The following is a 6,216-nucleotide window of genomic DNA, read 5'->3' as shown; positions in this document are numbered from 1 at the left end:
TTAAATGATGTAGATTATGATTTTGTTTGGACCTTTGAAAGTGGAACAATTCCAGTCGCAACAATTCCAGGTGCAACTAGTGCAACCTATACTGCAACACAAGTAGGAACGTATACCGTCGTAGCAATCAATAGCACTACCAATTGTGTTTCCAACATAGCCAGCGCGGTGGTAACGGCAACAAATCCAGCAACAAGCTTAACAGTAACTCAGAGCGAATACTTTAGCGACAATGCAACGCTCGTAGTAACGGTAACAGGCGGCAACGGAACATTATTGTATCAATTAGATCAAGGCGCATTACAAGAATCAAATGTGTTTACTGGAGTAACAGGCGGAACGCATGACATTACAGTAGTGGATACCCAAGGATGTACTTATCTGACCCAAAAAGTATTAGTGATTGATTATCCGAAATACTTCACACCAAACGGTGACGGTTATAACGATACATGGAACATCATCGGATTAAATCAACCCGATGCTAAGTTATACATCTTTGATCGCTATGGAAAGTTATTAAAACAATTGAGTGCAACCACAGCGAGTGAAGGATGGAATGGAATATACAACAATGAAAAATTACCATCAACGGATTATTGGTTCACATTGGATTATACAGAAAATGGAGCTCAAAAACAATTTAAAGCCCATTTTTCTTTAATTAGATAATGAAAATAGAACCAAATTTATGGAATAAGATAATGATTGTTATTAATACAATTATCTCTATTGGATTGTTAATTTTAATTGTAAAGTGTAGTTAATTTATTATGAATCAGATTTTTATTATAATCAGTATTGAAGGAAAAGTTCGTAGTTAAAGACGGATTGGTTTGATTATTTGTTAGCCTTTCCTGTTTACAGGAAAGGTTTTTTTATTTTAAAAGTATAAAATTATGTATTACAACGAAAACACTACCATTTTTTTTAATGGAGAATTTATTAAAGTTAAAGAAATTCCAGTAAGTATTTTTAACCAAACTATGCATTATGGAAATGGAGTATTTGAAGGCATTAGAGCGTATGACACACCTAAAGGCGTTCAAATTTTTAAGGCAAAAGAACATTATGAAAGATTGCATTACTCGGCAAAAGTAATGCATATTAATTTATCATATTCTTCTTCTGAATTGGAACAAATTAGCTATAAATTATTAGAAGCAAACAATCTTAAAGATGCTTATATAAGACCTTTAGTGTACTTGGGTGAAAATATGTCATTAACCCCAACAGATGAAGTGAATGTTGTAATTATGGCATGGGAATGGGGAAAATATTTAGGAGATAAATTACTTAATGTAATGTTGTCTTCTTTTCAACGTCCAAATCCTAAGTCATGTTTTGTGGAAGCAAAAGTAGTCGGACATTATACCAATAGTATTCTTGCTACAACCGAAGCAAAATCTAAAGGTTTTGACGAAGCTTTATTAACAGACATGAATGGTTTTGTTGCTGAAGGACCAGGAGCTAATTTTTTTATTGAAAAAAACGGAAAATTAGTAACCCCGCCTCTTGGAAATATTTTAGCCGGAATTACGCGTAAAACCGTATTTGAAATTGCAAAAGAATTACATTTTGAAATAGAAGAAAGATTATTTACTCCGGAGGAAATTTATACAGCAGATAGTGCTTTTTTCTGCGGAACGGCTGCTGAAGTAATTGGAATTGCTTCGGTAAATGAATATCAATTTCCATTGAAATGGGAGGAGTCTATAGGTGCATTAATTCAAAAAAAATACAAAAGGCGTGTAGCTTTTAATGAATAAAATACGATTTGATGGAATTAAATAAATATAGTAAAACAATAACGCAAGATCCCACGCAACCCGCTGCTCAAGCTATGTTGTATGGAATTGGCCTTACAGATTTGCAACTCAAGCAACCATTTGTAGGAATCGCCTCTATGGGTTACGATGGAAATACCTGTAATATGCACCTTAATCATTTGGCTTCTTTAATAAAATCAGAAGTAAATAAAGATGAAATGGTGGGTTTGATTTTTAATACAATAGGAATTAGTGACGGAATTACCAATGGCACAGACGGTATGCGCTATTCATTAGTAAGTAGAGAAATCATCGCCGATAGTATAGAAAGTGTGGTTTCAGGACATTATTACGATGGGTTGATAGCAATTCCAGGTTGCGATAAAAATATGCCCGGAAGCATTATTGCCATGGGAAGAGTCAATCGTCCTTCAATAATGGTTTATGGAGGAACAATTGCTCCTGGAAAATATCAAGGAAAAGATTTAAATATAGTTTCTGCATTTGAAGCTTTAGGAGAAAAAATTGCAGGCAAAATTTCAGAAGAAGAATACAAAGGGATTATTAAAAATGCTTGTCCAGGTGCAGGTGCTTGTGGTGGAATGTACACAGCAAATACTATGGCAATTGCAATTGAAGCATTAGGAATGAGTCTGCCCTTTTCGAGTTCTAATCCAGCCATAAGTTTTGAAAAAATTAAAGAGTGCGAATCGGTTGCTTTTTACTTAAAACAATTATTAGAAAAAAACATTTGCCCAAAAGACATTATGACTTTTGAAGCTTTTGAAAACGCAATTACGGTTTTGATAGCGCTCGGAGGTAGTACAAATGCGGTATTGCATATCATCGCAATGGCAAAAAGTGTAGGCGTTAAAATTACGCAAGACGATTTTCAAAGAATAAGTAACAAAACGCCTTTAATTGCCGATTTTAAACCAGGAGGAAATTATTTAATGCAAAATCTTCACGAAAAAGGAGGTGTTCCAATGGTATTAAAGTATTTAATGAGTAAAGGAATGCTTCATAAAAATTGTTTAACCGTAACTGGTAAAACAATGGCAGAAAATTTAGAAAATATTATTGATATAGATTTTGATGATCAAAACATCATTAAACCTATTGAAAGTCCTATTAAATCAACGGGTCATCTTCAAATTTTGTATGGAAATTTAGCTACAAAAGGTTCTGTTGCTAAAATTACCGGAAAGGAAGGGGAGTTTTTTAAAGGTCCAGCAAGAGTTTTTGATGGCGAACAAGAATTAATTAAAGGTATTGAAGACCAAAAAATTAAAAAAGGAGATGTAGTGGTCATTCGTTATGTGGGTCCAAAAGGCGGCCCTGGAATGCCAGAAATGTTAAAACCAACCTCTGCATTAATAGGAGCAGGGCTAGGAAAAAGTGTTGCCTTAATTACAGATGGTCGTTTTAGTGGCGGAACACATGGTTTTGTCGTAGGTCATATTGCACCCGAAGCTTATGATGGCGGAGCAATAGCTTTAGTTAACGATGATGATAGTATTGAAATTAACGCAGTAGATAATACCATTCATTTACACGTAAGTGATGAAGAATTAGCTGAACGAAAATCAAATTGGGATCAGCCCAAATTAAAAGTAACCAATGGTGTATTACTAAAATATGCCAAACTTGTAACCGACGCTTCAAACGGATGCGTTACTGATGAATAAATAAAAATGAAAACAAAAGAATTAGAACTAGAGAATAAGCTAGATGTAAAACAAATTTCAGGAAGTGTTGCAGTAATTGATGCTTTATTAGCGGAAAATGTCGCCACTATTTTTGGCTATCCAGGAGGTGCAATTATGCCAATTTATGATGCTTTGTATGATTATAAAGAACAATTAAATCATATTTTAGTACGTCATGAACAAGGTGCTATTCATGCCGCACAAGGGTTTTCAAGAGTAAGCGGTAAAACAGGTGTAGTTTTCGCCACAAGCGGACCTGGAGCAACAAATTTAGTTACTGGTTTAGCTGATGCGATGATTGACTCAACGCCTTTGGTTTGTATTACGGGACAAGTTTTTGCTCATCTTTTAGGAACAGATGCTTTTCAGGAAACGGATATAATAAATATAACATCACCAATTACGAAATGGAATTATCAAATTACAGATGCTTCTGAAATCCCGTCTGTATTGGCAAAAGCGTTTTATATTGCAAAAAGCGGAAGACCAGGCCCAGTTTTAATCGATATTACTAAAAATGCACAGCTACAAGTATTCGATTACAAAGGATATGAAAAATGCGAGTTCATAAGAAGTTATAAACCACAACCCGATATTCGACTTTCTTATATTGAGCAAGCCGCAGCAATTATCAATCAAGCCAAAAAGCCATTTGTTATTTTCGGTCAAGGTGTGATTTTGGGTAATGCCGAAAAAGAATTTCTTCAATTTATAGAAAAAGCAGGAATTCCAGCAGCTTGGACCACTATGGGAATGAGCGCTATTCCAACTAACCATCCTTTAGCCGTCGGAATGTTAGGTATGCACGGAAATTATGCACCTAATTTATTTACCAATGAATGCGATGTTTTAATTGCAATTGGGATGCGTTTTGACGATAGAGTAACGGGAAGATTAGACAAATACGCCAAACAAGCACAAATTATTCATTTGGATATTGACCCAGCTGAAATCGATAAAAATGTTTTAGTAACCGTTCCAGTTTGGGGAAATTGTAAAGACACCTTACCCTTATTAACGGAACGAATTACAGAAAAATCTCATCAAGAATGGATTTCAAAATTTCATAAAGCGATTGAAATTGAAACAACAAAATTAATTACGCCAGAATTATTTCCATCGGAAGGCGAAATTACTATGGGCGAAGTCATTCAACTCATAAACGAATTAACTAACGGAGAAGCTGTTACGGTTACCGATGTAGGGCAACACCAAATGGTAGCTTGTCGATATTCGTATCAAAATAAAACCAGAAGTAATATTACAAGTGGTGGTTTAGGAACTATGGGATTTGCCTTACCCGCTGCAATTGGAGCAAAATATGGAGCTCCAGAACGAACAGTAATTGCTGTAATGGGCGATGGTGGTGCGCAAATGAACATTCAAGAATTAGGAACCATTATGCAATTTCAACCCAACGTGAAAATTCTGATTTTGAATAATAGTTTTTTAGGAATGGTACGCCAATGGCAAGAATTATTTCACGAAAAACGCTATTCGTTTACCGATATTCAAAGTCCAGATTTTGTACAAGTTGCAAAAGGATATGGAATAAAAGGAAGTTGCATCAAAAATAGAGAAGAGTTGAAAGGAGCTTTAGAAGAAATGTTAGCGCATCCAAAATCATATTTATTAGAAGTGGCTGTTCGAATGGAAGACAACGTTTTTCCAATGGTTCCACAAGGAAAAGGAGTGTCAGAAATTGTGCTTTGTAAAGAAGATATGTAAATAAATGTGTTATGAAAAAAGAGTTTACCCTTACAATATATACCGAAAATCAGGTGGGATTGATCAATAAAATCGCCATTATGTTTTCAAGAAGAAAAATCAGTTTGGAAAGTTTTAATACTTCGCCAAGTGAAGTGCCAAATATCTATCGATTTACTATTGTCGTAATTGAATCTGAGGCAGTTGTAAAAAATTTGGTCAAACAAATTGAAAAAATTGTGGATGTGTTTAAAGTCTATTGCAATACAAACGAAGAAATTGTTTGGCAACAAATGGCCTTGTATAAAGTCCCAACAGAAGTAATAATTAAGGAAGTTAAAGTAGAACGATTACTTCGAGAATACGGTGCAAAAGCAGTAGTGATACGAAGCGATTATACTGTTTTTGAAGCCACAGGGCAAGGCGATGAAATAAATAAATTATTAAATAAATTGGACAAATTTGGGTTAATCGAATTTGTTAGAAGTTCCAGAATTGCCATTATTAACGCAAGTGACGGCATTCATAAAAAAGTAGTAGAAATGGAACTGCAAAATCCAGCATTACAATCAATAAATAACACGTTTTTAGATAAAAAAGATCAAATATTTCAAATGTAAAATTAAAAAAAAATGGCAACAATAAATTTTGGAGGAGTGAATGAAACCGTCATCACAAGAGACGAATTCCCATTAGAAAAAGCACAGGAAACATTAAAAAACGAAGTCATTGCAGTAATTGGTTACGGCGTGCAAGGACCAGGACAGTCCTTAAATTTAAAAGACAACGGTTTCAAGGTCATCGTTGGACAACGAAAAGGCGGAAAAAGTTGGGATAAAGCCCTTGCCGATGGTTGGGAAGAAGGCAAAACCTTATTTGATATTGAAGAAGCGTGCGAAAATGCAACGATTATTCAATATTTACTTTCAGATGCGGGACAAATTGAAGCTTGGCAATCGGTTAAGAAAAATCTTACTCCTGGTAAAACGTTATATTTTTCTCACGGATTTGGAATTACGTTTAATGAAAAA

6 protein-coding genes are annotated in these 6,216 nt (G+C 34.7%); all 6 read left to right on the top strand.

Annotation, left to right across the window (positions count from 1 at the left end; genetic code table 11):
• Nucleotides 1-672, top strand: a 672-nt coding sequence (locus ACIQZC_RS08315) for a T9SS type B sorting domain-containing protein (RefSeq protein WP_396138768.1), incomplete at its 5' end; no start/stop codon positions are given.
• Nucleotides 673-899: 227 nt separating this feature from the next.
• Nucleotides 900-1,769: a branched-chain amino acid transaminase gene (locus ACIQZC_RS08310; RefSeq protein ID WP_396138767.1), complete on the top strand. Its 870-nt coding sequence runs from the start codon at nt 900-902 to the stop codon at nt 1,767-1,769.
• Between the two features lie 11 nt (nt 1,770-1,780).
• Entirely contained in the window at nt 1,781-3,457 is a 1,677-nt protein-coding gene (ilvD, locus tag ACIQZC_RS08305) for a dihydroxy-acid dehydratase (protein WP_396138766.1), read from the top strand.
• 6 nt (nt 3,458-3,463) lie between these two features.
• On the top strand, nt 3,464-5,206 hold the full coding sequence (ilvB, locus tag ACIQZC_RS08300) for a biosynthetic-type acetolactate synthase large subunit (protein WP_396138765.1): 1,743 nt from the start codon (nt 3,464-3,466) through the stop codon (nt 5,204-5,206).
• 11 nt (nt 5,207-5,217) lie between these two features.
• Nucleotides 5,218-5,805 (top strand): acetolactate synthase small subunit, encoded by a 588-nt coding sequence (ilvN, locus tag ACIQZC_RS08295; RefSeq protein WP_396138764.1) that lies wholly within the window; start codon nt 5,218-5,220, stop codon nt 5,803-5,805.
• Between the two features lie 12 nt (nt 5,806-5,817).
• Nucleotides 5,818-6,216: NAD(P)-binding domain-containing protein (locus ACIQZC_RS08290; RefSeq protein WP_396138763.1), on the top strand; the 399-nt coding region annotated here is incomplete at its 3' end.

The organism is Flavobacterium sp., from assembly GCF_044338735.1.
Lineage (GTDB): Bacteria > Bacteroidota > Bacteroidia > Flavobacteriales > Flavobacteriaceae > Flavobacterium.
This window is presented reverse-complemented; position numbering and strand designations above follow the sequence as displayed.

Coding starts and splice junctions, on each gene's coding strand:
- ilvB (WP_396138765.1), top strand. CDS start 3,464: ATGAAAACAAAAGAATTAGAACTAGAGAATAAGCTAGATGTAAAACAA.
- ilvN (WP_396138764.1), top strand. CDS start 5,218: ATGAAAAAAGAGTTTACCCTTACAATATATACCGAAAATCAGGTGGGA.
- ilvD (WP_396138766.1), top strand. CDS start 1,781: ATGGAATTAAATAAATATAGTAAAACAATAACGCAAGATCCCACGCAA.
- ACIQZC_RS08310 (WP_396138767.1), top strand. CDS start 900: ATGTATTACAACGAAAACACTACCATTTTTTTTAATGGAGAATTTATT.